Here is a 24,630-nt window from a genome sequence, read left to right on the forward strand (position 1 = left end):
CGGGCCGGGCGGCGCGGGCGGAATCGTTTCGTCCGGGTAGCTCGGGGGCGGAGCGGCCGCACCGGTCGGATAGGCCGGAGGGCCGGTCCGAGAACTGTGGTCGGATCCGCTGGGGTGGTGGGAATGATGGGGGTGATGAGGACTGTTCATGACAGCTTCCTACGCGGATGGGCGGCTGGATGGTGACGACGGTGCGAAGCGGACCCGTGGCGTTCAGCCGACGAGCCGCGCGAGGGGCAGCAGCAGCACTCCCGCGCAGTAGGCACCCAGGCCGGCGCGGATCCACCGGTGTTTGGCGGCGACGATGCGGCTGTTCTGGGCCAGCGCCTCAAGCACTCCATCGGCGTGACGTGTCTCGGTGACGGCGAGTGCCTCGGCGAGCCGGCCGTCCTGGGTGGCCCGGCGGATGTCATCGAAGTACGTCAGCGGCCGTCCCGGAGACCACCGGCTGGTGCCGTACCTCGGAAGCACGGCGAGGAGCAGGCACATCAGCGCCCCGGCCAGAACGGCCATGGCCGCCCACAGCAGTGTGCTTCCCGTGGCAGAGAGCCGCGACGGGGACCACCCCCGGGCCACGAGCAGGCCACCGAGCAGACTCACCGTCATGCTCATGGCACCGAGCAGCACAGCCGCCTTGCTGTCCGCATGAGCCGTCTCGGACCGCAGCTCCGTCAGCAGACGGACTCCCACGGCCGGGGCGTCCGCCCCGCCACAGGTCATTCCTCCTCCTCGCCGCTGAGGCCGGACGCTCCGCCCGCCGGCTTCCGGAGGCGCTCCGAGGGCTCGTGGGCTTCGCCCCCGGACAGAGGCTCCGGCGCGAGCGGAGCGGGAGCGGCACTGGACAGGTCGCCGGCGAGGAACTCCTCCATGATCTCCACGGCCCGTTTGTTCACTCCGGCACGCTGGTAATCCTCCAGGGTCCCTTCCTTCAACACCTGCAGCGCGAACTTGGACTGGTGCCGGACCAGCTCCAGCTGGTCCCTGCTCAGGTTCTCCATCACCAGCCGGGAGTCCTCCGGGTGCTGCGCCAGGTGCAGGGCCCACATCGCGACGCCGCCATGCGTGAGGTGGTGCTCGTAGTAGCGGATCTTCGCCGCCTCCAGCTCCCTCGCCTCCTCCTCCTGGCGGCCCTGCAGCATCACGAGCTCGTGATCATGCCGCGCCTGCTCCGCCCCCCGCTCCGCGTTGTACCGGTCCTCCCGCATCGCCACGTCATGGGAGAGGCCCAGCTGTTCGTCGGAGTAGCGGAGCCGGCGGAGTTCCCGCTGGTGGGCGATCGCCGCGTCGTCCAGCCGGAGCCGCACCGCGGACGACGTACGCAGCCCGGCCTCGTCTCCCAGCTCACCCGCCCTGGCGATCACCTGGCACACGGCGCGTTCGGCATCCGCGCTCCGGTCGATCGGGAAGGCACGGCTGACCGGGTACGTCAGCCGCTCCAACCGGCGCTTCAGGAGGGCGGGTACGTCCCGCTCCCCGCAGGCCACGAACTGCTGCGGCCGGGTGACCTGCCAGGTCAGCTCCACCTCGGCGGTGAAGTCGAAGGCGTCGTTGTCGCTGGGCAGCAGCAGCGAAGGGGTGCAGGTGTGCACCCCCATGTCGACCTCGTAGACCGCGGTGTACCGCTTGGCGGCAAGCACGGAGCGCACCGGCCGGCGGGGCGGGAGGTAGACGTCGAACGCCCCCTTGTCCGTGGTGAACACCAGCGCGTTGTCGATTCGGCTGTAGCCCCTGCGGTAGTCGAACCGGGATAACTGACGCACCGTCAGTACGGGATCGACCAGGTCACTGTGCCGGTCCGCACCCTGGTCCCAGTCGAATCCGCGGCGAAATTCCGCCATCGTAGGTCTCCTCTCGTTCAGTGGTGCATCCGGAAGGGCGCGGCCCTGGGCCGCGGTCGGGAACGCGGCACCTCACAGCACGGTCAGCAGACGGCCGGCTACAGGAGGCGGGTCTCCCCCACGCCGGCCGCGCAGTGTCCGGAGCATGTGATCGAGGCGCTTGCGGTCCTCGTCGGAGCCGACGAGCGCCGGAAGGAGCATCGTCAGTTCCCGCTCGATCTGCGGATCCTCGTCCGCCTCGACGGCCCAGTCGGCCAGGGCTTTCAGCGCGTCGGCGGTGTGCCGCAGATCGCGCAGGGCGGCCTGCCACAGCAGCACCAGCCGACGTGCCTCCTCGCTCGTGCCCTGCGAGGCGGCCTCCGCGTACCAGCGCAGCAGCAGTCGGCTGTCGGCGTGCGTGCAGGCCAGAACGAGCGCGTGGAGCGCCAGCCGACGGCCGGACGACCCGTCCTGGAGAAGGTCGAGAAGCCCCCGCAGCACCCGGCTGCGCACCTGCGCCGACTCGTCGCTCAGCAGCAGTGCGGCGGACTCGGCGAGGTGCCGCGCCTCGTCTTCCTCGCCTCCGGTGCGGGCGGCTTCCGCCAACGCCTCGAGTGCTTCGTCGGGCATCCTGGGGCCCACGAGGGCGTAGGCCCGGATGGCTGTCCAGCGGAACCGCGGGCCGGCCTCCTCGCTGCACCAGGAGCGCAGGATCTGCGGAATGTTCGGGGCGCCGACAGCGTGCGCCATCGCGAGGGCGTTTGCGGCGACGAGGCGGTCACGGTAGCTCTTCGACGCAGCCCAGCCCCCGATGAGCAGGGCCATCGCCGACGGCAGGTCGGTCTGGGCCAGCAACGCGGCTGTCACCGCCGCGCGGGCACGTACCAGCGGCCGTCCGTCCTCCGCGAGCTGCCGGAGCCACTGGAGCAGAGCGGGCCGTGCGGAGGGGTGGCTCGTCCAGACCTCACGGAGGACCTCGGCGGCGGTACCGGGCTTCTGGAAGCGGGCCTTGCGCTGGCGCACCGGGCCCCACTCGGTGTGCTCCTCCTGCCAGTACTCGTCAGCTCGGGCCAGGCGCAGCCTTTTGGTGATGGAGGTCCCGAAGATGCCGACCCGCGGCTCCGCCCCGGCGTCCTCGGTCCTCTGGAACTGTGCCCACAGGGCGTCGCTGAGCTCCGCGGTCAGGGCGTAGGCGGCCTCGTCGAACGCCGCGAGGGAGATGAGGAACGCCTTGTCCCGGAGCGGGGTTTCCTCGTCCCCGAACCATTCCTGGGCCTGTCTCCGGACCAGCTCCGGGCCGACATCCGCCAACGACTCCCCGGTGGTCCTGCCGTCCGCGTACTCGGCCAGGGCCGCCGCGAACTCCGCTGCCTCTCGCAACTGGTGGTCGTCCCGTGCGAGGAACTCCCGGGAGAGTGCCAGGGCCAGCAGTTCGCGCTCCCTGCGCGGGTCCTGGACCGTGCCATGCAGGTGCGACCGGAGCACCGCATGCGGCGACGGCGGCTGCCAGGGGACGGGTGTGATCCCCTGCAGGGTCGCGAACAGATCGACGGTGATGACCAGATAGGCGTCCCTCTCCCGGAGGGCGTCCCGCACGGCCCACAGGTCGATGTCGCGCAGCGGGTTCCCCCTCTTCGTCACGAGGCCGCTGATGAGGTAGCCGGGCGATTCCCCGTTCACCTCGTCCTTCAGCGCGGTCGGCCGGGTGTTGGGATCCACTGCCCGCACGCGCACGGCGCCCACGGCACGCAGCAGCATCAGGGCAGCACTGCGGCGGCCGGTGAAGGGCGCGCCGGAGAGCACCAGGACCCGTTCCTCGCGCAGCCGGCCGCGAAGGGGGTGGACGAGCTCCTCGTACCCGGCGAACACCTCGGCCAGCTCGTCGAGTTCGGCAGGGGGGATGTTTCCCGAGGTGTGAGTGGCGGCAGCGCTGCGGTAGTGATACTCCACCTTGGTGCCGAGGACGACGTCGCCGCCGACGCTGCCCCCGCTGACCCCGGTCTGGTCGCCGCCGACCAGGCTGCCGCCGACGGCGCGCGGCACGTGTTCGTACAACTCGCGCCGGGCCGCCCAGGGATCCTGAGGACGGTCGTCGTCCGTGTCGGCGTGCTCGCCGTCCGTCTGCTCCGGCCCGTCGGCGGACGGGTCGGTGTCGTCCTGGGACGGCTCCGCCTTCTTGTCACCGGGCTGATCACTCATGCCTGCTCGCTCCGGCCCTCACGCGGGACCTTGCGCTGGACACTTCCCATGATCACATCGCCGGTGACCTGGCCGCCGCTGACTCCGGTCTGATCGCCGTCGACCAGGCTGCCGCCGAACGACACCGTCCCGCCGTTGACGATCATCCCCGGCCCGCGGCTCGCGGGCGTCGCGGCGGGAGCCGCCGGAGCCTGGCCCGTGGCGTCGTCGCGCCTGCCCCTGCCCCCGCTCCCGGCGGATGCGGGCTCCGGGGCGGGCACGGTGGTGCCGCGCGGGAGGGGATCGTGCAGCCACATGTCGAGCCGGTCCTTCTTCACGGACACGGTGGTGTGGTGGAACTCCTCCGGGCGCAGTCCGCGGTGTCCATGGCGGACCACGCCCTCGTAGACGGGGGGCGACACCCCCAGCGCGCAGCCCGCGTCCTGCTGCGCGAGCGCTTCGCGCAAGACGTCGGCATCAAGCAGCCGACAAGACTGGTTGAGGTCGTGGCCGACGAGCCCGCCGACCGTGCCGTGCTTCGGGTCGAAGGCGACCTCTCCCGCTGCCAGCACCATCCGCAGCCGCATCTGAGCACTGCTCGATGCCAGCCGGTTGTACTGGTGCAACGCGTCCGGAGTGGTCGTCAGCAGGGCCCGGAGCAGCGCGGTTTTCGGAACCTCGGCACTGACCAGCACGATCAGGCCGTCCCCGCGGTCCTCGCGGTACTGCATGGTCCGCTCGACACCCGCTTCGGCCAGGGTGTCCTCCACCACGTTGTGCAGCTCCCGGCGCAGGCATGCCTGCGCCACATCGTCCCGCCGGCTGAAGTCCTCGATGTCCAGCAGCAGAATGGTGCGGTTGACCGGTTCTGTCGGAGCCAGGGTCATGGGTGCCTCTCGGACGGTCGGGCTCGGTCCGGAGCACTATCTCGTGTGGGTCTGACAGTGGAGAAGGAACACCGGCACACAGCGTCTGTAACCGATGGCACACAACTCCCCTCAGCTGCACGGCCGTCTGCCACGGGACAGTCCCTACTCACCGCCTCCTATGCGGCGCAGCTGCTCCGGGCGGGCGATGACCAGTCCCCTGCGGCTCGTCCGGACGATGTCGCGTTCCCGCAGCTCCTTGAGAAGCCTGGCCACCGCCTCGCGCGAAGCTCCGACCGCGCCTGCCAGTTCGTGCTGGCTGAGGCCGGTGGTCAGGCGCACGCCCTCCGCCTCCCGCACCCCGTGTGTGCGCGACAGCTCCAGGAGCAGGAGAGACAGCCGCTCACGAACTCCGAGTGCTCCTTGCTCCACGCGCCGTCGGTCGCTGGCCCGCGTCCGGTCCCCGATCAGACTGAGCAGCTGGAGGGCGGTAGCAGGAAACTCCGCGAGATGGCCCAGGAATCCGCTGCGCTCGATCGTGACGGCTTCGACCTCCCCGAGTGCGGTGACCGTCGCCGAGCGAGGACGGCCGCTGACCGCGGACGCCTCACCGACGATGTCGCCCGGCCCCCGCAGCGCGAGCAGACCTTCGTAGCCGTTGGCCGCGGAGTGGGTGACCTTGGTCCAGCCGGCCAGGATGATCATTACGTGCGTGGACGGTTCGTCCTGATGCACCAGCACGGACCGCGGGCCGAACTTCATGGGCCGGCCCAGTTTCAGTAACGCGACACGTTCCTGGTGTTCCAGCCGGGCCAGGAACGGGACCTGATCGTCAAGCCTGCCGGCTCGGGACGGCGGCGTGGGCTTGGACCCTGCGGAAACGGCCGCTGATACCGGCCACCCCGCCCCGGGGCTGTCCATGCCGTCGGTCTCCACCCGCACCCCCCGGATCCTGGCAACTCCACGGTCCTTCGGTGAAGCCTTCCCCTCACTCTGTGCAGCCAGCCTATGGCACACGCCCCAGAGCACCCCAGAGGTGCGTTGCCCCCTGGCGAGGACGCGCAGCTCCATTCGGTCAGACCGACGGGGTCGGCGCAGGTTACCGGCGCTCCCGTGATCAATCGCGGGGCAGCAGTTGTGCTGCCGCAGAGCTGCCCGAGAAAGGGCAACCGGACCTGGCGGTGGGGGTTGTCGCGGTTGGTGTCCACCAACCTCCGTCAAGACAACCCGGAGGGTAGCGGCGCCCCGGGGCCGAGGACCGGTCGGTACCGCTCCACCTCGGTGCACCACCGCATGCTCTGCGGAGGCGACAACAGAGGTTGAGCACATTCGCGGAAACCGCGCCGGCCCCACGCCGAGACCGCGCCTGGAGGCACTCGGCCGCCGTGTGACATAGCGTTTCCCGTGACGGGCCGGGGCTGACAGTGGCAATACGGAACGGCGGATACGCGGTGGAGCAGCACGAGGGACGCGCTTCCTCCCGGGCGGATGACGGATGGTGGTCCAGTCGTCTGCATGAGCTCTGGCGTGTCTCCGACAGGGTGCAGGACGTGGCGGAGCTGGCTGACTCCCTCTACGGCATGCTGCTCCGTATGCCCGGCGTCCTGGCCGTCGTGGGCGCCCGCTGGAGCGGCGGACTGCTGCACTACCTCCGCAGTGTCACCCTGTCGGAGCCGACGCCCTCGTTCATGGAAGTCGAGCAGGAGTTCGGTGCAGCTGCCGCCGAAGATCCGGACGGCGATCCGCCTGTGACCGTTCACGAGGTGTCGGAACTCGACGGCGCCATGCCGCATGTCCAGCTTCTGGTGGCGGCGGGCGCGCGGATCGTGGCCGAGTGTGCCGTGCCGTTGGCGCAGGGGGGCTGGGTGTCGTTCATGGTCGCCACCGCGGAACGGGCCGCGGTCGATGTGACGCTGCGGAGCCGGTTGAAGCAGGTCGCCGAGGTCACCATGGTCTCCGACCGGCGCCTCATGGCGCGGCGCGAGGACGAGCTCCGTCAGGTGAGTGACGCGTTCCTGGCGGAGGCGTCGTTGCAGATGGATTCGAGCCTTGATGTGGAGAGGACCGTGCGGCGGGTGGCTCGGACAGCTGTCCCCGCTGTCGCCGAGGGCTGCGTCGTGCATCTGTGTCTGCCCGGTGGGCTGACTCCCGTGGCCTCATCGCACATGGACGCGGGCGAACAACAGTGGCTCGGTGCGGTCGCGGCCGAGGACCTCTGGCTCACACATGTGCTGGAGCAGGTCCTCAGCCGCGGGCAGGGGCGGGTGCTGCACGGTGACGAGCTGGAAGGCGGGCCGTTCGGGGCCGCCTCGTCCGGGGCGGGGCGGGCCGTACGCGCGCTCAGCGTGAATCCGCTCAGGGCCCGGGGGCGGGCTCTGGGCACTCTGACGTTCCTCTACCACAGGGTGGTCATCGCGGAGTCCGCCTCGCGGTTCCTTGCCGATCTTGCTGGCCGGGCCGCGTTGGCCATTGACACCAGCACCCTGTACGAACAACGGCGCCAGCACGTGGTCTCCCTCCAGCGGCATCTGCTGCCGAGTGAGCTGCCGCGGATCTCGGGCCTCACTCTGAGTTCGGCATACGAAGTGGGGGACGCCTCGCTCGATGTGGGCGGTGACTTCTACGACGCCGTCTCGGGGGCGCAGGATGGCGTGACGCTCCTCATCGGTGACGTCTGCGGTCGCGGGGCGGAGGCCGCGGCACTCACGGGTCTGGCCCGCCATACCCTGCGCACCCTGCTCGAGGACGGCGGTCCGCCCGAGCACGCGCTGGGACGGCTGAACCAGGCCCTGCTCAGGGAGGGCACGTCCCGCTTCGTGACCGCGCTCGTAGCGGTGCTGGTGCGGGACGGAAAGGGATTCCTCCTACGTTACTGGAGCGCGGGGCATCCGGCGCCTCTGGTGCGGCGTGCGGACGGCGCCGTGGAGGAGCTCACGGCCCACGGGGATCTGCTGGGTGTGCTGGAGGACATCGAGTACGGATCCGGGTCGGCGCATATGGCGCCGGGGGACGCGCTGGTGCTGTTCACCGACGGGGTGACCGAGGCGAGAGCGGCCGACGGAACGTTCTTCGAATCCTGCCTGCGGGACACGGTGGCACAGCAGGGGGCCGGCGCGGCCGAAGGGTTCGCAGAACGCCTGGCAGCCACTGCCGCGGGGTTCCGGGCGACGGGTGCGGACGACATCGCCGTACTCGTCGCCCAGGCGGAGGTGGTCGCGTGAGCGGGTCGGCCCGGGATCCGAGGATCGATCACGATGTCGTCTGGGTGGTCGAGGATTCGGCGGAGGACGCCGAGGCCATTCAGCGGGCGCTCGGCCGCACTCATCCGGGTCTGACGCTGGAATTCACCGACAGGGGGGCCGGAGTCGCCGAGCGGCTGCTGGAAGCCGCCCGACGGCCGGGACTCGTCCTCCTGGATCTGAAACTGCCCGGTCTCAGTGGAGCCGAGGTGCTGCGGTCCATCCGCTCCATGCCTGAACTGAACGACGTGACCGTGGTCGCCTTCACCTCGTCCACCGCGCCGGACGAGGTCGACGCCACCTACGCGGCAGGGGCCGACAGTTACATCTACAAGCCGGTCAACTTCGAGCTCTTCACCACCGTCCTGAAGGGGGCAGTGGACTACTGGCAGAGAAGAGCGAAGGGCGGGGACGAGGGCCCTGCCGCTCAGCCGCCGTCTTCCTGACCCAGAGTGAAGTAGAAGCTGGTCCCGCGACCGGGTTCACTCTCGAGCCACAGCTCGCCACCGTGCCGTTCGACGATCCGTTTGACGATCGCGAGACCTACGCCGGTGCCTCCACCGCGCTCGTCCTGCCCGTGCAGCCTGCGGAACAGCTCGAAGACCTCGTCCTGATGCTCGGCCGGAATGCCGATGCCGTTGTCGCGGACAACGACGGTCTGCCGGAGGGCTCCGCCCGCCGGAGGGCGGAGTGTGTCGACCAGAATCTCGACCGTGCGGTCTCCTTGATCGCCGGCGTACTTGGCAGCGTTCACCAAGAGGTTGACCAAGACCTCGTAGAGCCGGTACTCGTCGGCGTACACCTCGGGGAGATCCCCTCTGACGACCCTCACACGGGCCTCGGCCAGACGTTCCCCGGCCACCTCCAGCGCGGAGTCCAGCACCCGGTCCAGGGGGACGCGGACGCGGTGCAGCCCGCCTCGGCCCAGTCGGGCGAAGTGCAGGAGCGAGTCGAGCAGGCCGTCCATCCGGCCGACCAGTCGCCGCACGGTGAGAAGCCGCCGGACGGTCGTCCCATCGAGTTCCGCTGCGGCGTCCTCGATGACGAAGGCCGCGGCGTTGGAGATGCCCCGCAGTGGCTCCTTGAGGTCGTGGGCCGCCACATGGGCGAACGAATCGAGGTCGGAGTTGGTGATGCGTAGCTGCTCGTTGAGCGCCGCCAGTTCGGCCTCGTGCCGAAGTACGAGGCCGGTCAGCGTGCGCCAGAGCTCCTGCGCGGTGACGCGGTCGGTCGGCGTCCAGGGCAAGCTCTGTCCACGTACCACCGCGCGGAAGGCGGCACCTGACCCGCGGGGTGTGAGTCGTTCCCCTCGCGGGCCGACCTGAACGGGCCGGGAGGGATCGGCGGCCCATTGGCGGGCAGTGGGACGCTCCCTGCGGAACCAGGCCAGGAAGTCACCCGAGCGGCTCAGCGCCACCATCAGCATCCCCGCCGGGCCGCCTTCTGCCAGGTCGCCGCCGCCGGGGCGGCCCAGTTCCTCGGACAGCCGGTCCGTGCTCCAGACCGTGCCCGGGGACAGCTCTGCCGCGCGTGTCCGGAGGGTTTCCAGCAGAGCGGGCGCGACACTCGTGCCGCTGGTGGCGATGCGGGCGCCGCGGCAGAGCGCCGCACCATCGGCCTCCAGCAGGGTCCTGAGTGTGCCATCGCCTGCCAGGAACGAGGCCTCCAGATCGGACGTGACCCGGGACATGATCCGGCCGAGGCGCTCACTGGACGCGAGGAGCGCCTCGGCCTGCTCCCGTTCCTCGATGGCCGCGAGTTGCAGGGAGAAGGCGACACCGAAGAACTCGCATGCCGCCCGGAGTTCCGGGGGAATGGTGACGGCCGTGCTGCCGTGACAGGCGATCAGCCCCCACAGCTCGCCCTCACGCAGGACACTGACCGACATCGACGACTTCACACCGATGTTCCGCAGGTACTCCAGATGAAAGCCGGACACGGTGCGCAGTGCCGAGTTCGACAGGTCCAGCGGCAGGTCCGAGCCGGCCTGCCGCGGGGGGTGCAGGTCCACACTCGTGTCGTCCACGTCGGTGATCACTCGGATCCAGTTGTCGCGGTAGAGCCGTCTCGCCTGGGGCGGGATGTCGCTGGCGGGGAACCAGAGCCCCAGCCAGGGCTCGTGGCCGTCGCCGACCTCCTCCGCGACCACCTCCCCCGGCCCGTTCTCGCCCTCGAAGCGGTAGGCGACCACTCGGTCGAAGCCGGTCAGCGCCCGGATCTCCCGGACTGCCGCCTGACAGCACTCGACTACTGCCGTCGACGACCGGAGCCGTGTCAGGGCTCGCCGGACCCCTTGGTAGTAACGCGCGAAATGCGGCAATGGGACGTCTCGCGGCTCGAACTCCAGGATCAGCGAGGGTCCCTGTCGGTGTGCGGTCACATCGAACATCCGGGGGGTGCCTGCCACATCGAGGGAGACGGGGAGAACCAGGCTCGCCACCTCGTGCTCATCACCGACTTCCAGAGCCTCGGCCCAGTCCTCGGGAGACAGCACCCGCGTGATGGACCCCCCGACCAGTTCCTCCGCCATGATGCCCAGCAGGGAGCCGGTGTTCCGGGCTGCGGTGTGCACGGTGCCGGTACTGGCCTCCACCGCGAGCAGGGTGCCATGGGACTGGATCCTGCCCAGCAGGTGAATGGGCTCCTGGACGCACTCGCTGAGGTCGAAGCCGACGGCCGCTGCGGCTTCGGCCTCCCGCCCCGGTTCCGGAAGGGACATCTCTTCTCCCACATACCGTGTTCTCGATCCGCTTCGGCCGACCCGTCGAGATCCTTCCACGGCCCCCGCGGCCCGGGTGGCTGCCGCGGGCACGTGTCGTCGCTCCCGGTGGCGGGCGTTGCCGCCGGGCTGCCGGCGTGATCAGCCTTCGCTCCGTACCGGGCCCGTCGGCCCGGGGGCCGACAGCGGGACAGTGTGTCCTTGGGGCAGATCACGGTCGGCCGAGGCGGCTTCGCGCTCAACCCAGGCAACTCAGTCGTACCTGACGGTTGGCGTTGTCCCGGTTGGTGTCGACGAGGCAGACGGACTGCCAGGTGCCGAGTGCCAGCCTGCCGGAGAGGACCGGGAGGGTGGCGTGGAGTGGGACGAGGGCCGGAAGGACCTGGTCGCGGCCCGCCGTCGCCGACCTCCGAGGCGGAGACCGACCCGTCACCGGCCTGGAGTCCGCGCAGCACCCGTGTCGGCGTGAGGAGTTCGAAGCCGTCACGCAGGCCGGCTGGCTGCTCGCCCAGCTGCGCAGGCAGCGCCTCAGCGATGTCCTCGTCGACAGCGGGGACGGCGAAGTCACCCGCGTACAGGGAAGCACCGCAGAGAAGGCATCGCCGCCGAGGCCGAAGCCCTGGACGGCGTCCCGTGCCCACATCCGCCCGTGTGCGCCCGCTCCCGGACGCACACGCGCACCCACCCGGGTCATACCGCCTCCCGTGACGGAACGTGGGCCGGCTCACCGTGGTCACCGACCGCGGTCGGGCCCGAGCGCCGTTCGCTGCCGTCGCGTCAGCTGGCTAGAAGTCCAGTGCGGCGAGGTGGTCGGCGGTGCCGCCGCGCCATTCGACGAGGAAGATGGTCGCGTCGTCGCTGGTGGATCCGCCCCGCTCCCGCTTGAGTGTGTGGGAAAGGTTCCGTGCCATGTGCTGCACGCTCTGCGTGGTGGGTCCTACGCTTTCGATGATGTCGATCATGCGTTCTTCGCCGAACTGCTCCTGGCCTGCGCGGTGTTCCTCGACGAGGCCGTCGGTGTAGAACATCAGCCGGTCGTCCTGCTGGAGATCGAGGGAGGAGATCTGAGGTTCGGCGCCGCCGAAGCCGACGGGCAGCGTGCCCGGGTTCTGCAGGGTTCGGATCATCTTGTGGTCGCGGATCAGCAGTGCCGAGGGGTGCCCGGCGTTGACCCACTGCAGGTGGCCGGTTCCGATGTCCAGGCGCATCATCTGCGCGGTGACGAAGTGGTCTGGGCCGAACTGCTCATCGATCGCGCGGTCCATGAAGGCATACAGCTCGGCGAGGCTCACGTCGGCACGCCTGGCGTGCCGGTAGGCGCCCACTGCGACGGTCGCCAGTACGGAGGCGTTCAGCCCGTGACCCATCGCGTCGATGATGGCCAGGTGCAGGACGTCGTCGTTGAGGGCGTAGTCCAGGCTGTCACCGGCGACGTTGTAGGCCGGCTCCAGGATGCCTGCGACGGAGACCTGGGGGGTGTTCATCGAAAGCGGCGGCAGCAGCGACCACTGGATCTCCGCGGCCAGGCTCATCGGCTGGCGTCTGCGGGCCTGGAAGAACTGGTCCGTGTAGTTGTTCTTGGTTACCAGCATGTCGGCGACCAGGCCGGCCAGCCGCCGCAGCAGCCTGCGGTCGCCGTCCTCGACCGTGTCCAGGGTCAGGGTCATCACCCCGACCTCGTCACTGCCGTCCAGCAGCGGCAGGTACATGCGCACGCCGTCGTCCTGGACGTCCTCGATCGCGGCCATGTTCAGAAACGCCTCACCCGCCCGGGTACCGTCGATCGGCACCGCTTCGCCGACCGTGAGTCCCCGGCCCGGCAGCGGGACCAGTTCGAGCTGCTCGTAGCACTGCAGGAGGATCGACACGTCCCGGCCACCGATCCTGGCCACCTCTTCCGCCACCAACGGAGCGATGAGCTGCGGAGGCATCTCGTGAGCGCGGTCCAGCAGCTGCCCCAGTAGCCGCTCACCGAACCCCTCCGACAGATCCAACCCGACCCTGCGTTTCCTCGACCGGTCCTGCTCCACCACGTACTTCCTTCCCGCTCGCCCGACGGCACTGCCAGGGGTAACGAGCAACAGCCCATGGGAATTACGCCAGATGGGTGTCCCGGAGCGCGCCGAGTGAGAACCGTCGGCCGCCCCCAGGGCGGGCGATGCAAACCCGCAGGTGGAGCCGCCGGAAACTCCCTACTGCCGGGGAAGGCCGCGCACATGTTCGTACCGCTGTCGTGTTCGCCGAGCGCCAGCGCGAACTGACTGTGGCGAACCCGAACGGCGGGCTCGCCCCTCAGGGGCCGGCGGGCGCCGCCCAGACGAGGCGCAGTCCGGCCTCGGCCATCCTGACCTCGCAGCTTCAACGCGCGCGGGACGCAGACCGTATCGCTGCCGGCCGAGAGAGGACGACGGCCAGGAGGTCATGGTGGAGGTGCGGCGCACCGCCGCCCGTTTCCAGCCGGAGCGGGGCACCGTAGGGGCGCGGGTGATGGCCCTCGCCCACCACCCGCCGTGGACCGGGGTGCGCCCCGCGCAGGCGACAGCAGATCGCGGGAACCGCAGCGCGTCGCGCGAGGCGACACCTGCGTTCGACGAAGTCAGCGAGCAGGTCGAGACCCGCCTCTCACACGAGCAGGTACGCGGCTGCCTACGCGCCCTTACCCCACCGCAGCGCAAGGCGATCACTCTGGCCCACTACGACGGACTCAACTACCGCAAGGTGGAGGAATCGCTCTCAGCGCCGCTCGGCACGATCATGACCCGGCTCCGCGACGCCCTCATCCGCCTGCGCGGCCGCGTGAGCTGACCACCGGACCTCCTGCGGCGCGTGGTGCTATAGCGTGCGTCACCGCCAGCCGGACCGCACCGCTGATCCCGGGGGCATCGCCGCCGGCTGCCAGGTCGGCCATAGCCCGGGCGATCTCACGCAGCTTGGTGTTGGTGTGCTGGGAGATCCGTATCAGGATGTCCCGGGCGGCGGCCGCGTCGCAGTGGTGAGTGACCGTGAGCATACCGATGGCCTGGTCGATGTCGGCATGCGACTTCAGGGCCGCTTGCAGGTCGGCTTCCTGGTCACGGCGCAAGTCCTGCTCCAGCCGGACGACGCGCAGCGTCGCGAGCCTCAACTCCAGTGCGTCCATGACGACGGCGGCAAGGTCCCGGAGCGTGTCCGTCTCCTCCTGGGTGACCTCTCGGGGACCGGTGTCCATGACGTTGACCGTGCCCAGGCGGTGGCCCTCGGCGGTGGTGAGCGGCGCCGCGGCATAGAACCGCAGGCCCAGTTCCCCACGCACCAGCGGGTTGGAGACGGCCCGTGCGTCTTTGAGCGTGTCCGTCAGTACGTAGGGCTCGCCCTGGAGGATGGCTGAGGCGCACAGACCCGGGTCGCGCCCGATCTCGCTGATCCCGTGGATCCCCTGGGCCGCCGCGAGCCAGATCCGGTCCTCGTCGACGATCGTCACCGTGGCGAGCTGCACGTGAAAGGATCGGGCCGCGAGCGCAGCCACCCGCTCGAAGGTACCGTCCGGCGGAGTGTCGAGAATCCGGTAGTTGCGCACCGCAGCCAGCCGCTGCCGTTCCTCGTCGCCTCGAACCCGCTCGGCCTCGACGATCATGACTGTCTCCCCTCGACCCAGCCGAGGCGCCGTCGGCCCAAGGGCACGGCGTCACCGGGAGGCTGGGGTGTGCCTCTTGGGATGCGCTTCCGGGATGACGGCAACCGGGGTCTGGGGCGGACGACACGTGCAATGTATCAAGGCGCGCCCGGAGATGGGGCGCGTGATGCTCAGGCCGGCCCGAAGCGGCGGCCTATCGCCGGGATGAACGCAGAGAAAGCCGTAACCGAGCGGCGGCTCTTGCCGCTGGAGAATCCGGGGCGTCGCGGAGCGGTATCAGCTGGTGCCGCCGCGGACCGTGGTGCCCTTCGATCCTCCGGGCACGGGCAAGAGCACGTCGTGCCCGGGCTCGGCTGAAGGCCGGCGCACGTCCAGGTCTGCCAGGTCGTCGGCTGACTCTCACCTGGCAACAGCGGCGGCGGCTTCTGTGCCGGGGCAGGGTCTCACCGCGTTTGGTGGGCTCCGGCCAGCACCAGATCGGGGTCCAGCCGGCCTTCGACCAGATCCAGCGCCGTCGCACCCAGCCGTAGGCCGTGCGCACGGGCGTGGCCCCGCAGGGCGGTGAACGCCGTGTTCACGTCGACGTTGCCGCGCTCGGCCAGTACGCCCTTGGCTTGTTCGATGACGACGCGGCTGTTCAAGGCCGTCTGGAGCTGTTCGGTGAGGACCTCGCTGCGTCGCAGTGCGCGTTCCTGCAGGATTCCGATCGTGGCGACGTCCGCCAAGGCGCGCGCGATCTTCTGGTTGTCCGCAGGCATCTCTCCGGGCTCGTGGCCGAAGAGGTTCAACGCGCCGATGGTCTGGTCACGGAGCCGAAGCGGGAAGGCGTGTACCGACTGGTAGCCCTCCTGGCGTGCCTGCTCGCTGAAGAGCGGCCACCGGTGTGCCGTCTCGGTCAGATCCGGTACCAGGACCGGCTGTCGGGAGGTGAAGCAGTCCAGGCACGGCCCCTCCTGGGTCTGCAGCTGGAAGAGTTCGAGCAGGCGCGTGCGCTCGGTCGATGACGCCATCACCTGCAGACTGCCCCGCTGGTCGCTCAGCAGCAGCCCTGCGGCGGACGCGTCCAGCAGCTGCACACAGCGCAGCACCAGTTCGTGGAGCAGGTCTGCCACGTCGTAGTCGTCGACCAAGGTGTCCGCAAGCTGCACGAAGGTCTCGGCGAGCTCTCGTTCCCGGTTCATCGCGGTCATCTCCCGATCCCTTGCCCACATCGTGCTTCATCGCCATGGTAGAAGGTCGCATCCGTGCGGCCGTCACGGCTCATCACTCCCCAGCCGCAGGCGTCCGTCCAGCACGTCGGCAGCCACCTCACCGATCAGCGCGCCGATGAGGAAGGCGTGGGCCCGCATCAGCGCGATGGCGTCTGCCGCGGGGACGTCGAGGCGCGCCATGAGCACGCCCGTCGCCTGATGCACCTGCCGGTGCGAGGCCGTCTCATCAGTCCAGTTCACCGCTCCGATGTCGCTCGGAGACTGGTGCAGCATGAGCAGGGCCCAGACGGCCACGTCGGCGATCTGCAGGACCGTGGCCAGTTCGTCGACACTCAACGGCCCCGGCTGCCCACGGTAGACGCTCATCGCCCCGATCCGGATCGCACCCCAGCCCAGCGGAAAGACGAAGAGCCCCGCGACCTCGTGTTCCTCGACGGCGTGCGCGAAGGTCGGCCAGCGCGGGGGAGCGGCCGTCCGGACATCGGGCACCAGCACAGGCCCGCCACTTTCGAACGCCTCGAAGCACGGACCCTCGCCCAGGGTGTACTGCAGTTCTTCAAGGACGTTTGCAGTGCTACCGCTGGCATAGAGTGTCTCGCGATGCTGCCGGTCCCCGATCAGTGCGAACGAGACCCCGTCCCCCACTGTCAGCAACTCCGCGCACGCCCGGCACGCCCGCGCCATCGGAGCGAGGGGGCTGGAGACATCCCTTATCGCCTCAGTGACAGCGGCCCGCAGGCTGTCCCGATCAGCCACGGTAGCCACCGGCCCCGGAAATCGTGCCCATCGCGTCGGCTCCGTCCCTAGGATCACCGGCACGTCGGTCCCACACGCGACGGGGTCCAGGTTCACGAGTCCACGGCCGGTCAGCTCAGCGTACTCCCATAGGCTGTCCCTGAGCGGCCGGTGGGCAGGCAGCACAGCCACGCATGGGGTGGCCACACCGGCTACAGGGTCCGAGCCGGCGCGGCCCGAGCCCGCCGTCGCCCGGGCGATGGGGAAGCCTCACTGCCAGTGCCGTGCCGGTGCGGTCTCGAGTGACGCGGGCCCAGGATCCGTTGCGATCCTGGACACACGAAGGGCGCCTCCCCGGAGTCGGTGCCTGTGCAGTACCGATCACCTGGCGGCGAACAGCACCCCGGGGCAAGGTCGGCCGGCGGAGCTACGTCCTCATGCGGATGCTCGATTCCGTACCGCGCAAGGTCTCTCTGTTGAGATGCTGCGCTTCGGGCACGCAGGGTACGGAGATACCGCGGCCACCCCGGGACAATCGTGCCTACCCCAGAAAGCTCAGGCGGACCTGGCGGTGCGGGTTGTCCCGGTTGGTGTCGACGAGGCAGACGGACTGCCAGGTGCCGAGGGCCAGCCTGCCGGAGAGGACCGGGAGGGTGGCGTGGGGTGGGACGAGGGCGGGAAGGACGTGGTCGCGGCCGTGGCCCGGGGTGCCGTGGCGGTGGTTCCAGCGGTCGTCGGCGGGCAGCAGGTCGCGGAGTACGGCGAGCAGGTCGCGGTCGCTTCCCGCGCCGGTCTCCAGGATGGCGATGCCGGCCGTCGCGTGCGGTACGAACACGTTGAGCAGCCCGTCGCGGCCGGCGGCGGAGTGTTCGAGGAACTCCGCACAGTCGTGGGTCAGGTCGGTGACGGTCTCCTCCGCGCCGGTGGTGACGTCCAGGAGGCGGGTGCGCAGTGCGTCGGTCATGCCCCCATCCTGCCGCGCCGGGCGCCGTCAGGCGGGGCGGCGTCGCACGGGAAGCTTCGGGCGGGGCGCGCTGTTGGTGGAAGCATGAACTACACGGACACGGAGGTCGTGGTCATCGGCGCCGGGCAGGCTGGCCTTTCCAGTGCGTACCACCTGCGGCGTGCGGGCTTCGAGCCCGGCCGGGACTTCGTGGTCCTGGACCACTCCCCCCGCCCCGGCGGCGCCTGGCAGTTCCGCTGGCCGTCCCTGACGTACGGGAAGGTCCACGGCATGCACGCGCTGCCCGGGATGGAGCTCACCGGCGCCGACCCCGAGCGTCCGTCCGCCGAGGTCATCGGGGCCTACTTCGTCTCCTACGAGCGCGCGTTCGCTCTCCCGGTGCGGCGGCCGGTGCAGGTGAAAGCGGTACGCGAGGACCCGCGCGAGGGTTCGGACCGGCTGCTCGTGGAGACCTCGGCCGGGACCTGGGCAGCCCGCGCGGTGATCAGCGCCACGGGCACCTGGGACCGCCCGTTCTGGCCGCGCTTCCCCGGTCAGGAGGCGTTCCGCGGCACACAGCTGCACACCGCGCAGTACCCCGGCCCCCGTACCGAACCGTTCACCGGGAAGCGGGTGATCGTCGTCGGGGGCGGTACCTCGGCCGTGCAGCATCTGCTGGAGATCGGCGAGGTGGCGGCGGACACGACATGGGTGACACGCCGGCCGCCCGTCTTCCGCGAGGGCCCGTTCGACGAGGAGGAGGGCCGGGCGGCCGTGGCGCGGGTGGAGGAGCGGGTACGCGACGGCCTGCCTCCGCGCAGCGTGGTTTCGGTGACGGGTTTGCCCATGACCGACGCGATGCGGCGCGCCCGGGCGAGCGGGCTGCTGGAGCGGCTGCCGCTGTTCGAGCGGATCACCCCGGGCGGTGTGGTCTGGCCGGACGGGCGGACCGCACCGGCCGACACCCTGCTGTGGGCCACCGGCTTCCGCCCCGTCGTGGCGCATCTGGCGCCGCTGCGGCTGCGCGAGCGCGGGGGCGGCATCCGGCTGGACGGCACCCGGGCGGTCCGGGACCCGCGCGTCCATCTTGTGGGTTACGGCCCGTCGGCGAGCACCATCGGCGCGAACCGCGCGGGCCGGACGGCCGTACGGGAGATCCGGGCGCTGCTCGCCGGGACGGGGACACGCGGGGACGTCCGCGGGCGGCCGCTGGAGAGCATCGCCGCCACGGCCGCCGCGTAGGCGCGGGTGGGCGGCCGGGCCGGTCAGCCGGTTCCGAGACCCGCCGTGGCGGCTCGGTGTCATTGATCTACACCTCTGTTGGTCTGCGTGCCCCCTTGTCGCCCCGTGTGCCACCTGGATAGCTTCCCGGCATGCCTTCCCGTCGTTCCCTCCTCGCCGGTGCCACCGCCGCCGCGCTCACCACTCCTGCGATCGCCGCCGCCCCGGCCGGGGCCGCCCCCGCTGCCGGCGGCCGAGGCCGGCTGACACCGGGGGCCGATCTCGCCGCGTCCCGGCACTGGCCGATGCTGCGCGGCCGGAAGGTCGGGGTGGTCAGCAATCCGACCGGTGTGCTGCGGGACACCCGCCACATCGTCGACTCGATGGCCGCGCGCGAGGAGCTGGACATCGTCGGCGTCTTCGGGCCCGAGCACGGTTTCCGGGGCAGCGCCCAGGCGGGTGAGTCCGAGCCGGAGTTCGAGGACCCGCGTACCGGACTGACGGTGTACGACGCCTACGGGGCGAACGCCGCGAAGATGCGCGAGCTGTTCACCAAAGCGGGCGCGGACACCATCGTCTTCGACATCCAGGACGTCGGCGTGCGCTTCTACACGTACATCTGGACGATGTACCACGCGATGACCGCCGCGCGTGACCTCGGCGCCCGCTTCGTCGTACTCGACCGGCCCAACCCGGTCGGGCGGCGGGCCGACGGGCCGCTGATGACCGACGGGTTCACCTCCGGAGTGGGGCTCAAGCCGATCATCCAGCAGCACGGCATGACCGTGGGCGAGCTGGCTCGCTACTTCAACGGCGAGCTGCTGCCCGGGGAGGGGAAGGGCGGCAAGGTGGAGCTGGAGGTGGTACGGATGCGCGGCTGGGACCCGCGTTCGGTGGCCACCGGCAACGGCCTGCCGTGGGTCCCCCCTTCCCCCAACATGCCGACCGCTGACACCGCCGCCGCCTATCCGGGCACCGGCTACTTCGAGGGCACCAACCTCTCCGAGGGGCGCGGCACGACGAGACCGTTCGAGTTCATCGGCGCGCCCTACCTCGACCACCACTACAGCGACCGGCTGAACGCCCGGGCACTGCCCGGGGTCGTCTTCCGCGAGGGCTATTTCGTGCCGACGTTCAGCAAGCACGAGAAGAAGACCTGCGCGGGGGTGCAGCTCGTCGTCACCGACCCGCTGCGTTTCCGGCCCATCGCGACCGCCGTGGCGATGCTGGTGGAAGCGCACAGGTACGAGGAGTTCGCCTGGCGGGAGGACTCCTGGGACCCGAAGCGGCCGTACTGGATCGACAAGCTCTCCGGCTCGCCCCGGCTGCGCGAGATGATCGACTCGGGTGCGGAGCCGGACCAGGTGACCGCGGCCTGGGCGGGCGAGGTGCGGGACTTCGAGCACACACGGCGGCCGTACCTGCTGTACCGCTGAGCGGCGCCGGACGGGGCGGGCCGAGGCGGGAATTGAGTATCCGTACTCATGGCGGCGGGCCTGCCGCCAGCCACGATGAGACGCATGACGACTCCTCTCCAGCGGCCGACCACGACCGCCTTCTTCGCTCAGGCCGCCCTCGCCTTCGCCGTGTCCCTGCTCGCAGTCGGCATCGGCGTCGTATGGCTGCCGGTCGGGCCGTGGGAGCGCGGATTCCTCGCGCTCGGCGTGCTCTTCCTTGTCAGTTCGTCCTTCACGCTGGCCAAGTGCGTACGCGACCGACAGGAGACCCTGGAGGTGACACACCGGGTGGACCAGGCCCGCATCGACAAGATCATCTCTGAGCACGATCCGTTCGAGATCAAGAGCTGATTCGCTCGGAGCGGCGCTGGGCCGTCCGCCCCGGCGTGAAGGTGCTGGCCCGCGCCGCCGCCCTCACCTCGGGCCCGCTGCTAGCGGAGAGGTTCCCCGTCGACCTCGGTGGTGACCGACTCGTGCAGGAAGCACAGGTGCCCGCCCGCCTTGGTGGCTTCCTCCAGCGGTTCGGGGTACGACCAGGCCACGTCGTCGACCCGCCGGTCGCCGTCCGCGAACGCCCAATAGGTGGTGGTGCCCTTGTAGGGGCACACGGTGCGGGTGGGGCTCTCGGTGAGCAGGTCGCGCCGTACGTCCTCGGGCGGGATGTAGTAGCGGTTGGGCAGTCCGGTCTCGCTCAGCAGCATGGGCCGGTCGGTCTCGGCGACCGGCCGGCCGTCGAGCAGTACGCGCACATGGCGGCTGCTCTGCCGCACGTCGACGCGGTGGTAGGGGTCCCGCAGGTGGCCGTGGACCTCCTCGTCCTCGTCGAACCAGGCGTCCGCGGCCTGCCAGTACAGAGCCAGGTGACCGCGCAGCCAGGCGGCTCCGTCGAGCGCCTCGGGGTAGGCCCATACGCCGTTCTCGGCGCGCTGGTCGCCGACGCGGACCGACCAGTACGACGCCTGCCCCTTGAACGGGCAGTGCGTCGTGTGATCGCTGGCCTCCAGCACGTCGCTGCGGACATCGGCGAGGGGAATGTACAACTGCGGGAGCAGACCGGTCTCGTGCAGCAGCTTGCCGTCGCGCGTGTCCACCACGGTCTCGCCACCGATCACCGCGCGCACGCGACGCGGGAACTGCTGGAAGAAGAGCCGGTGCGCGGGCCCCTCGATGTCGTAGTTGACCGACTGCGGTGGGGCTCCGGACAACGGCCCGTGGGACAGCGTCAGAGTCATGGCAGTACCTCCCGTTTCGGCTGCACCTGTGTCTGTCTCGTCCGCGCCCCGGAGGATGATCCAGCCGAAGACCTTCTCCGCCCCGGGCGAGGCCGGCTCCATCGGATGTCTAGTGCTGCGTCTGGCAAGGTTTGCCCCGCTTCAGCGGGGTGGGGAATCGCGTCTCTCGATTGCTCTGACCTCGGCGTTTCGCATAGATGGGCACTGTTGTCAGTGGCGCCCGCTAGGTTGTCCCTACCGGCGTGGATGCTGGGAGGGGGGGTGGGCCGGGTGATGCGCGCGTACAAGTTCGTGATGCGTCCCACTGTCCGCCAGGCCCAAGCGTTGGGTGAGATGCTGCGGGATCACTGCTCAATGTACAACGGCGCGCTCCAGGAGCGGCGTGACGCCTGCCGGCATGTCTCCCAGACCACCGTCCGGTACGGGCAGCAGTCCGCGCAGCTCAAGGAGATCCGGGCGTTCGATCCCGAGCGGCAGGGCCGGTGGTCGTTCTCGTCCCAGCAGGCCACCTTGCGCCGTCTCGACAGGTCGTTCCAGGCGTTCTTCCGCCGGGTGCCGCCGCGAAAGCCGGGCTGAGCCGGAGTATCCACGATGCGGGTTGGGGGTGTTCCTGGGCATCCTCGCGCACAAGGCTGAAAGCGCCGGTCGCAAGCTGATCCCGGTGGACCCTCGCAACACCTCCCGCACCTGCCCCGCCTGCGGGCACGTGTCCGACGAGAACCGCACCACCCACGAGAAGTTCAAGTGCACCCGGTGCGGGCACACCGCCCACGCCGATCAGGTGGGCGCGCTCAACGTCGCTGTCAGGGCCGGGCTGGTCCCTCCCGCCGTGGCCTAGCCACGACAGGAGAAGCCCTCCGGATCCATCCCGAGGGAGGAGTCACCGTATGGGCGATCTCCGCACCGGTCGCGTAACACCACCGGCGGCGACGGGCTCGTCCACAGCAGCCGCCGGGGATCGGCCTCCCGCCCGTTCAGTCGCGCCGGTACTGGGCGGGCGAGCCCTTGGTGGCCTCGTCCTCGTGGCTGCCCGCCCGGCCGCGGTCGACGTGGAAGGTCGTCAGGGTGGACACCGGCGAGCGGGGGTCGCGCCGGTCAGCGATCACGCGCATGTGGACGCTGAGGCGCTCCGGCGTGAGCTCGTAGAGGTCGTAGCCGTAGCGGTTGCCTTCGAAGTACTTCAGGTGCGGGTTGGCCGCGCCCATCACCGGCCCGTTGGAGGCGTTCCACTCGGAGGAGTACGCGCCTGAGGTGACGGAGTGGGCCGTGAACTCCGTGCCCAGGACCGGCGAGGAGGCGTCCTCGAAGTCGGCGCGGAGGTCGTCGACGAACGCGGAGTGCCAGTCGCCGGTGACCACCACCAGGTCCTCCAGTCCGCTGGCGTGCACATGCTCCAGCACCTCCCTGCGCTCGGCGAGGAAGCCGTCCCACTGGTCGGTGAACATGTACGCCCCGCCCGGCGAACCGCGCAGCTGGCTGAGCATGATCGAATTCGCCCAGACGTGCCAGGCGTCCGGCGCGTCACTCACCTGCCGCTTCAGCCAGCTCTTCTGTCCCGCGCCGAGGATCGTGCCGTCCGGCAGGTTCTGCGCGGAGCGGTACGAGCGCAGGTCGAGCACTGTCAGCTCCAGCAGGCTGCCCCATCGCCGCACCCGGTGGATCTCCGGGTCGGGCAGCGCGGCGGCTCCGAAGGAGTCACGGTGCGGCATGTGCTCATACCACGCCTGGTACGCCGCCGCCCGCCGCCGCATGAAGGGAGCTCCGCCGCCCGTGCCGCTGTAGTCGTTGACCACCTCGTGGTCGTCCCAGGTGAGGAACCACGGGTGCGCCGCGTGCGCCGCACGCAGCGACGCGTCGCCCTTGTAGAGGGCGTGGCGCTTGCGGTAGTCGCCGAGGGTGAGGATCTCGCCGCCGTCGTGGTCGCGTACGTGTTCCTCGGGGACGCCGCCGACCTGGCCGTGCTCGTAGATGTAGTCCCCCAGGTGGACCACGAAGTCGACGTCCTCACGGGCGACGCCGCGGTGGGCGGCGTAGTAGCCGTCGTGGAAGGCCTGGCAGTTGACGGCGGCGAAGCGCACCCGTGAGGTCCGGCCGGCGGGCGCGGTCCTCGTCCGTCCGGCACGGCTGGTCCTGCCGAGGGCGGAGAAGGCATACCAGTACTCGTGCCCCGCGGCCAGCCCGCCGACGGGAACGTGCACGCTGTGGCCGAGGGTCGCGGACGCGGGCACCGTGCCACGGGCGACCACTTTTCGCAGCCCGCGGTCCCGGGCGACGACCCAGCCCACCTCGACGATGTCGGGCAAGTCCTGTACCTCGGCTAGAGGTTCGGGCGCCAGCCTGGTCCACAGCACCACCGAGTGGGGCTGGGGGTCGCCGGAGGCGATGCCGAGGGTGAAGGGAGCCCGGTCGTACGTGGCTCCCAGGGCCTCGGCGGCCTCGCGGGCCTGGGCGGGAGTCAGGCCCGCCGTCAGCGGCCAGGCGGTGCCCAGGGCCCCGGCGGCGGCCGCGGACTTCAGCAGATCACGACGGTTGAGCGTCATGGCCGGTCTCCTTTGACGCCGAGGGTGAGGGATATCGCGTCGGCGTAGCCGTCGTTGGAGCTGCCGCCGCTGCGGGTGAAGACCAGCAGCAGCCGGGCGCCGCGGGCTCCGGGCGGCACGGTGGCGCTGTCGGTGCTCTCCACCAGCGCCGTGCGCCCGTCGCGCTCCCCCGCCGTGACGGGGCCCAGCACGCTCAGCGCGAGCGGCGTCCCCCTGGCGTCCCGGAACTCCACGGACAGCCGGGCGCCGTCCTCCTGCGTCGCGTAGCCGCCGAGCCAGGCGGTGACCGTGTACCGCACCCCGCCCGCGTCGACGGCGGCGTGCCCGGTGGTCCCGCGCCTCGGCAGCTCGATGTCCTGCGTCAGCGCGGTACGGGGACTGTTGCCGCCCGAGAAGAAACGGCTGCCGCGTGCTGCGGGGCCCGGGTCCTGCGGGGTCGGATACCCGCCGCCCAGGTCGTAGTTGATGAGCGCTGGAGCCCCCTGCGTGATGCGCCAGCCGGTGACGGAGCGGACCGGCTCCGGGGTGCCTCCCGGCCCGTTCTCGGCATCACCGTTGACGACGAGTGTCACGCCTGCCTCCTGGCGGTGGGGTACTTGGGCGCCTGCATCACACCAGCTGAATGTGAATCGGCAAAGGACGCCTGACGAATCCCGGCCGACGCTCTGCCCCTGGCAAGGGCGTGGCCGCGGACGTGTCCGCCCCGGCAGGCGACGGAGTACTCCACCACTCCGTCAAGAAGACCTCGCCGCCCCGGAACACATCCTCGCCTGACCCCGGCCACAGGGCGCTGGTGGGGCGCGTTGAACCGCAGCCCGGTCAACGCCTCGGTGGCGGCGCCCGGTTCAGCTGACGAAGC

Annotated in this window: 20 protein-coding genes and 2 pseudogenes; 7 read left to right on the plus strand and 15 right to left on the minus strand. The window is 70.5% G+C overall.

Going from position 1 to position 24,630, the window contains the following annotated elements:
* Positions 1 to 213 precede the first annotated feature (213 nt).
* The 5 genes from LHJ74_RS16235 to LHJ74_RS16255 form a co-directional block, all read right to left on the minus strand.
* On the minus strand, positions 214 to 720 hold the full coding sequence (locus LHJ74_RS16235; protein WP_260218757.1) for a Pycsar system effector family protein: 507 nt from the start codon (positions 718 to 720) through the stop codon (positions 214 to 216).
* A complete protein-coding gene (locus LHJ74_RS16240) occupies positions 717 to 1,838 on the minus strand; it encodes a PE-PGRS family protein (protein WP_260218758.1) in 1,122 nt (373 codons plus the stop codon). The genes LHJ74_RS16235 and LHJ74_RS16240 overlap by 4 nt, the downstream gene beginning before the upstream one ends.
* A gap of 72 nt (positions 1,839 to 1,910) precedes the next feature.
* On the minus strand, positions 1,911 to 4,016 hold the full coding sequence (locus LHJ74_RS16245; protein ID WP_260218759.1) for a hypothetical protein: 2,106 nt from the start codon (positions 4,014 to 4,016) through the stop codon (positions 1,911 to 1,913).
* Complete coding sequence (locus LHJ74_RS16250) at positions 4,013 to 4,882, minus strand: hypothetical protein (protein WP_260218760.1); 870 nt, start codon at positions 4,880 to 4,882, stop codon at positions 4,013 to 4,015. Before LHJ74_RS16250 ends, LHJ74_RS16245 begins: the two co-directional genes overlap by 4 nt.
* A 144-nt stretch (positions 4,883 to 5,026) precedes the next feature.
* Entirely contained in the window at positions 5,027 to 5,623 is a 597-nt protein-coding gene (locus LHJ74_RS16255) for a Crp/Fnr family transcriptional regulator (RefSeq protein WP_311203306.1), read from the minus strand.
* 788 nt (positions 5,624 to 6,411) lie between these two features.
* On the opposite strand from LHJ74_RS16255, the gene LHJ74_RS16260 reads away from it, so the two are divergent.
* Positions 6,412 to 8,082, plus strand: a complete 1,671-nt coding sequence (locus LHJ74_RS16260; RefSeq protein WP_260218761.1) for a PP2C family protein-serine/threonine phosphatase — start codon at positions 6,412 to 6,414, stop codon at positions 8,080 to 8,082.
* A complete protein-coding gene (locus LHJ74_RS16265) occupies positions 8,079 to 8,546 on the plus strand; it encodes a response regulator (protein WP_260218762.1) in 468 nt (155 codons plus the stop codon). The genes LHJ74_RS16260 and LHJ74_RS16265 overlap by 4 nt, the downstream gene beginning before the upstream one ends.
* On the opposite strand, the gene LHJ74_RS16270 is transcribed toward LHJ74_RS16265, so the two are convergent.
* The 3 genes and pseudogenes from LHJ74_RS16270 to LHJ74_RS16280 all read right to left on the minus strand — a co-directional run bounded on the left by LHJ74_RS16270 (position 8,528) and on the right by LHJ74_RS16280 (position 12,849).
* Positions 8,528 to 10,819, minus strand: coding sequence for an ATP-binding protein (locus tag LHJ74_RS16270; RefSeq protein WP_260218763.1), 2,292 nt, complete (start codon positions 10,817 to 10,819; stop codon positions 8,528 to 8,530). The genes LHJ74_RS16265 and LHJ74_RS16270 overlap by 19 nt on opposite strands.
* Positions 10,820 to 11,057: 238 nt before the next feature.
* A pseudogene (locus LHJ74_RS16275) lies at positions 11,058 to 11,213 on the minus strand (YjbQ family protein); the annotation flags it as partial.
* Between the two features lie 391 nt (positions 11,214 to 11,604).
* A complete protein-coding gene (locus LHJ74_RS16280) occupies positions 11,605 to 12,849 on the minus strand; it encodes a PP2C family protein-serine/threonine phosphatase (RefSeq protein WP_260219026.1) in 1,245 nt (414 codons plus the stop codon).
* A 391-nt stretch (positions 12,850 to 13,240) separates the two neighbouring features.
* Between LHJ74_RS16280 and LHJ74_RS16285 the strand changes: the two genes are divergently transcribed.
* On the plus strand, positions 13,241 to 13,624 hold the full coding sequence (locus LHJ74_RS16285) for a sigma factor-like helix-turn-helix DNA-binding protein (protein ID WP_260218764.1): 384 nt from the start codon (positions 13,241 to 13,243) through the stop codon (positions 13,622 to 13,624).
* Here the strand turns inward: LHJ74_RS16285 and LHJ74_RS16290 are convergent.
* The 4 genes from LHJ74_RS16290 to LHJ74_RS16305 form a co-directional block, all read right to left on the minus strand.
* Complete coding sequence (locus tag LHJ74_RS16290) at positions 13,596 to 14,432, minus strand: GAF and ANTAR domain-containing protein (protein WP_260218765.1); 837 nt, start codon at positions 14,430 to 14,432, stop codon at positions 13,596 to 13,598. The two genes, LHJ74_RS16285 and LHJ74_RS16290, sit on opposite strands and share 29 nt — an antisense overlap.
* Positions 14,433 to 14,875: 443 nt before the next feature.
* Positions 14,876 to 15,622 carry a GAF and ANTAR domain-containing protein gene (locus LHJ74_RS16295; protein ID WP_311203307.1) on the minus strand — a complete coding sequence of 249 codons (747 nt, stop codon included), beginning with the start codon at positions 15,620 to 15,622 and terminating at the stop codon, positions 14,876 to 14,878.
* A 63-nt stretch (positions 15,623 to 15,685) separates the two neighbouring features.
* The gene (locus tag LHJ74_RS16300) at positions 15,686 to 16,327 is read right to left on the minus strand and encodes a GAF and ANTAR domain-containing protein (protein ID WP_260219028.1); all 642 of its coding nucleotides are present in this window, start codon (positions 16,325 to 16,327) and stop codon (positions 15,686 to 15,688) included.
* 592 nt (positions 16,328 to 16,919) lie between these two features.
* On the minus strand, positions 16,920 to 17,342 hold the full coding sequence (locus LHJ74_RS16305) for a secondary thiamine-phosphate synthase enzyme YjbQ (RefSeq protein ID WP_260218766.1): 423 nt from the start codon (positions 17,340 to 17,342) through the stop codon (positions 16,920 to 16,922).
* A gap of 84 nt (positions 17,343 to 17,426) precedes the next feature.
* Between LHJ74_RS16305 and LHJ74_RS16310 the strand changes: the two genes are divergently transcribed.
* The 3 genes from LHJ74_RS16310 (at position 17,427) to LHJ74_RS16320 (ending at position 20,350) form a co-directional block, all read left to right on the plus strand.
* The gene (locus LHJ74_RS16310) at positions 17,427 to 18,563 is read left to right on the plus strand and encodes an NAD(P)-binding domain-containing protein (protein WP_260218767.1); all 1,137 of its coding nucleotides are present in this window, start codon (positions 17,427 to 17,429) and stop codon (positions 18,561 to 18,563) included.
* A 131-nt stretch (positions 18,564 to 18,694) separates the two neighbouring features.
* On the plus strand, positions 18,695 to 19,978 hold the full coding sequence (locus LHJ74_RS16315) for an exo-beta-N-acetylmuramidase NamZ family protein (protein ID WP_260218768.1): 1,284 nt from the start codon (positions 18,695 to 18,697) through the stop codon (positions 19,976 to 19,978).
* A gap of 84 nt (positions 19,979 to 20,062) precedes the next feature.
* Positions 20,063 to 20,350: a YiaA/YiaB family inner membrane protein gene (locus LHJ74_RS16320; protein WP_260218769.1), complete on the plus strand. Its 288-nt coding sequence runs from the start codon at positions 20,063 to 20,065 to the stop codon at positions 20,348 to 20,350.
* 80 nt (positions 20,351 to 20,430) lie between these two features.
* Here LHJ74_RS16320 and LHJ74_RS16325 read toward each other — a convergent pair whose 3' ends face one another.
* Positions 20,431 to 21,231, minus strand: coding sequence for a DUF427 domain-containing protein (locus LHJ74_RS16325; protein ID WP_260218770.1), 801 nt, complete (start codon positions 21,229 to 21,231; stop codon positions 20,431 to 20,433).
* A gap of 270 nt (positions 21,232 to 21,501) precedes the next feature.
* Between LHJ74_RS16325 and LHJ74_RS16330 the strand changes: the two are divergent.
* A pseudogene (locus tag LHJ74_RS16330) lies at positions 21,502 to 22,069 on the plus strand (zinc ribbon domain-containing protein).
* 136 nt (positions 22,070 to 22,205) lie between these two features.
* Here LHJ74_RS16330 and LHJ74_RS16335 read toward each other — a convergent pair.
* Positions 22,206 to 23,771 carry an alkaline phosphatase D family protein gene (locus LHJ74_RS16335; RefSeq protein WP_260218771.1) on the minus strand — a complete coding sequence of 522 codons (1,566 nt, stop codon included), beginning with the start codon at positions 23,769 to 23,771 and terminating at the stop codon, positions 22,206 to 22,208.
* The gene (locus LHJ74_RS16340; protein WP_260218772.1) at positions 23,768 to 24,343 is read right to left on the minus strand and encodes a phosphoesterase; all 576 of its coding nucleotides are present in this window, start codon (positions 24,341 to 24,343) and stop codon (positions 23,768 to 23,770) included. Before LHJ74_RS16340 ends, LHJ74_RS16335 begins: the two co-directional genes overlap by 4 nt.
* Positions 24,344 to 24,630 lie beyond the last annotated feature (287 nt).

The sequence above is a fragment of the Streptomyces gossypii genome, assembly GCF_025165795.1.
Lineage (GTDB): Bacteria > Actinomycetota > Actinomycetes > Streptomycetales > Streptomycetaceae > Streptomyces > Streptomyces gossypii.

Coding starts and splice junctions, on each gene's coding strand:
- LHJ74_RS16235 (WP_260218757.1), bottom strand. CDS start 720: ATGACCTGTGGCGGGGCGGACGCCCCGGCCGTGGGAGTCCGTCTGCTG.
- LHJ74_RS16240 (WP_260218758.1), bottom strand. CDS start 1,838: ATGGCGGAATTTCGCCGCGGATTCGACTGGGACCAGGGTGCGGACCGG.
- LHJ74_RS16245 (WP_260218759.1), bottom strand. CDS start 4,016: ATGAGTGATCAGCCCGGTGACAAGAAGGCGGAGCCGTCCCAGGACGAC.
- LHJ74_RS16250 (WP_260218760.1), bottom strand. CDS start 4,882: ATGACCCTGGCTCCGACAGAACCGGTCAACCGCACCATTCTGCTGCTG.
- LHJ74_RS16255 (WP_311203306.1), bottom strand. CDS start 5,623: ATGAAGTTCGGCCCGCGGTCCGTGCTGGTGCATCAGGACGAACCGTCC.
- LHJ74_RS16270 (WP_260218763.1), bottom strand. CDS start 10,819: ATGTCCCTTCCGGAACCGGGGCGGGAGGCCGAAGCCGCAGCGGCCGTC.
- LHJ74_RS16285 (WP_260218764.1), top strand. CDS start 13,241: ATGGTGGAGGTGCGGCGCACCGCCGCCCGTTTCCAGCCGGAGCGGGGC.
- LHJ74_RS16290 (WP_260218765.1), bottom strand. CDS start 14,432: ATGATCGTCGAGGCCGAGCGGGTTCGAGGCGACGAGGAACGGCAGCGG.
- LHJ74_RS16295 (WP_311203307.1), bottom strand. CDS start 15,622: ATGACCGCGATGAACCGGGAACGAGAGCTCGCCGAGACCTTCGTGCAG.
- LHJ74_RS16300 (WP_260219028.1), bottom strand. CDS start 16,327: ATGGCGCGGGCGTGCCGGGCGTGCGCGGAGTTGCTGACAGTGGGGGAC.
- LHJ74_RS16305 (WP_260218766.1), bottom strand. CDS start 17,342: ATGACCGACGCACTGCGCACCCGCCTCCTGGACGTCACCACCGGCGCG.
- LHJ74_RS16310 (WP_260218767.1), top strand. CDS start 17,427: ATGAACTACACGGACACGGAGGTCGTGGTCATCGGCGCCGGGCAGGCT.
- LHJ74_RS16315 (WP_260218768.1), top strand. CDS start 18,695: ATGCCTTCCCGTCGTTCCCTCCTCGCCGGTGCCACCGCCGCCGCGCTC.
- LHJ74_RS16320 (WP_260218769.1), top strand. CDS start 20,063: ATGACGACTCCTCTCCAGCGGCCGACCACGACCGCCTTCTTCGCTCAG.
- LHJ74_RS16325 (WP_260218770.1), bottom strand. CDS start 21,231: ATGACTCTGACGCTGTCCCACGGGCCGTTGTCCGGAGCCCCACCGCAG.
- LHJ74_RS16335 (WP_260218771.1), bottom strand. CDS start 23,771: ATGACGCTCAACCGTCGTGATCTGCTGAAGTCCGCGGCCGCCGCCGGG.